We start from the raw sequence: 1,571 nt of genomic DNA, 5'->3' as shown, positions 1-1,571 counted from the left end.
GCGTATCGAGCGGCGAAGCCGCTTCGCGTCTCGGTGGTGAGGGAAAACTGCTTGTGGCTGGGCGGGTGTGGTTCGAAGATGGTGGTGTCGTGGTCGACGTCGCAAGGTCTTAGTGTTTCGAGCCTGGTATCGAGCGTGACGTGGAGGGCTCTGTCACGGGTGCCGTGGATTGATGCAGCCGAGCATGTGAAAGGTGTTCGGTGAGCTCGACTAGGAGATTCCTGATCTGTTGTTTCGGTCCTCCCCGCGACTCGGTCGCTTCAGCCGGAGCGATCACGGATGAGGTTGAGGGCGGAGAAGATCGTGGACGTTGTTCATGAGCGGGCGGCTGGAATGGATATCTCCAAGACCGACGCGAAGGTCTGTGTGCGTGTCCCGTCGCTGCGACAGGGTTTCTTCACGAAGACCGTGACGACCTATGGTGCGACGACAAACGAGGTTCTGCGTTTGCGGGCCGATCTTGAAGTCGCGGGCGTGACGGTCGTGGTGATGGAGGCGACCGGTGATTATTGGAAGCCGTTCTTCTTCGTTCTCGCTGAAACACTGAATGTGGAATTGGTGAATGCGAAGCAGGCTAGAAACATTCCGGGTCGCAAAACTGATGTCTCTGATGCGACCTGGCTGGCAGAACTCGCCGCTCACGGTCTTCTGCGGGCGTCGTTCGTTCCGCCCGAGCCCGTGCGGGAGTTGCGCGATCTGACGCGTGCGCGAACGAACCTCACCGAGGAGCGCACGCGGGAGTTCTCGCGGATGGAGAAAGGGCTGGAAGCATCCGGGATCAAACTTTCGTCGGTCGTGTCGACGCTGGCTACCGTGTCCTCCCGGCGAATTCTGGACGCGCTCGTCGCAGGAGAACGAGACCCGAGAGTGCTGGCGGGCCTCGCCCACGTGTCGATGGTGAAGAAGTCAGCTCAACTCGTCGAAGCGCTGACAGGCCGCTTCAACGACCACCACGCTTTCATGGTGCGGCTGCATCTAGGGCGCATCGACCACATCGAATCGACGATCGCGGAGATCGACGCGCGGATCGAGGACATCATTGGCCCTTTTCGGATAGCCCGGGAATTGCTGGCCACGATCCCCGGGATATCAGAAGCCACCGCGATTAAGATACTCGCTGAGATCGGCACCGACATGAGCGCCTTCCCCACTTCGGGTCATCTCGCGTCTTGGGCGGGAGTATGCCCGGGGCAGAACGAGTCCGCGGGGCGCGTGAAATCTACCGCCACACGCCCCGGGAACCGGCACTTGAAGGCGGCGCTCGGGATCGCCGCACTCTCGGTCTCTCGCTCGAAAACGACCTATCTCGCCGTAAAGTATCGACGGATCCGTTCCCGGACCGGAGCGTTGAAAGCAGTGGTCGCGCTAGAACACACGCTTCTCGTCATCATCTGGAACATGCTCAAGAACGGCGTCGCCTACGAAGAACTAGGCCCTGACCACTATGCCCAGAAGAACCCCGCCAGAACCCGAAACAAGGCCCTCAACCAGCTGAAATCCCTCGGCTACGACGTCCAACTCACACCACGAGCCGCGGCCTGAGGTCACCATGTTTTCCTAGGAGACCCACC

Annotated in this window: 1 protein-coding gene; it reads left to right on the top strand. The window is 60.5% G+C overall.

Going from position 1 to position 1,571, the window contains the following annotated elements:
- Positions 1-303: 303 nt before the first annotated feature.
- The gene (locus tag EDF36_RS20825; protein ID WP_123734477.1) at positions 304-1,542 is read left to right on the top strand and encodes an IS110 family transposase; all 1,239 of its coding nucleotides are present in this window, start codon (positions 304-306) and stop codon (positions 1,540-1,542) included.
- The last annotated feature ends 29 nt before the right edge of the window (positions 1,543-1,571 follow it).

Origin of the sequence: Rathayibacter sp. PhB152 (genome assembly GCF_003751395.1) — a bacterium.
In the GTDB taxonomy this organism is placed as follows: domain Bacteria; phylum Actinomycetota; class Actinomycetes; order Actinomycetales; family Microbacteriaceae; genus Rathayibacter; species Rathayibacter festucae.
This window is presented reverse-complemented; position numbering and strand designations above follow the sequence as displayed.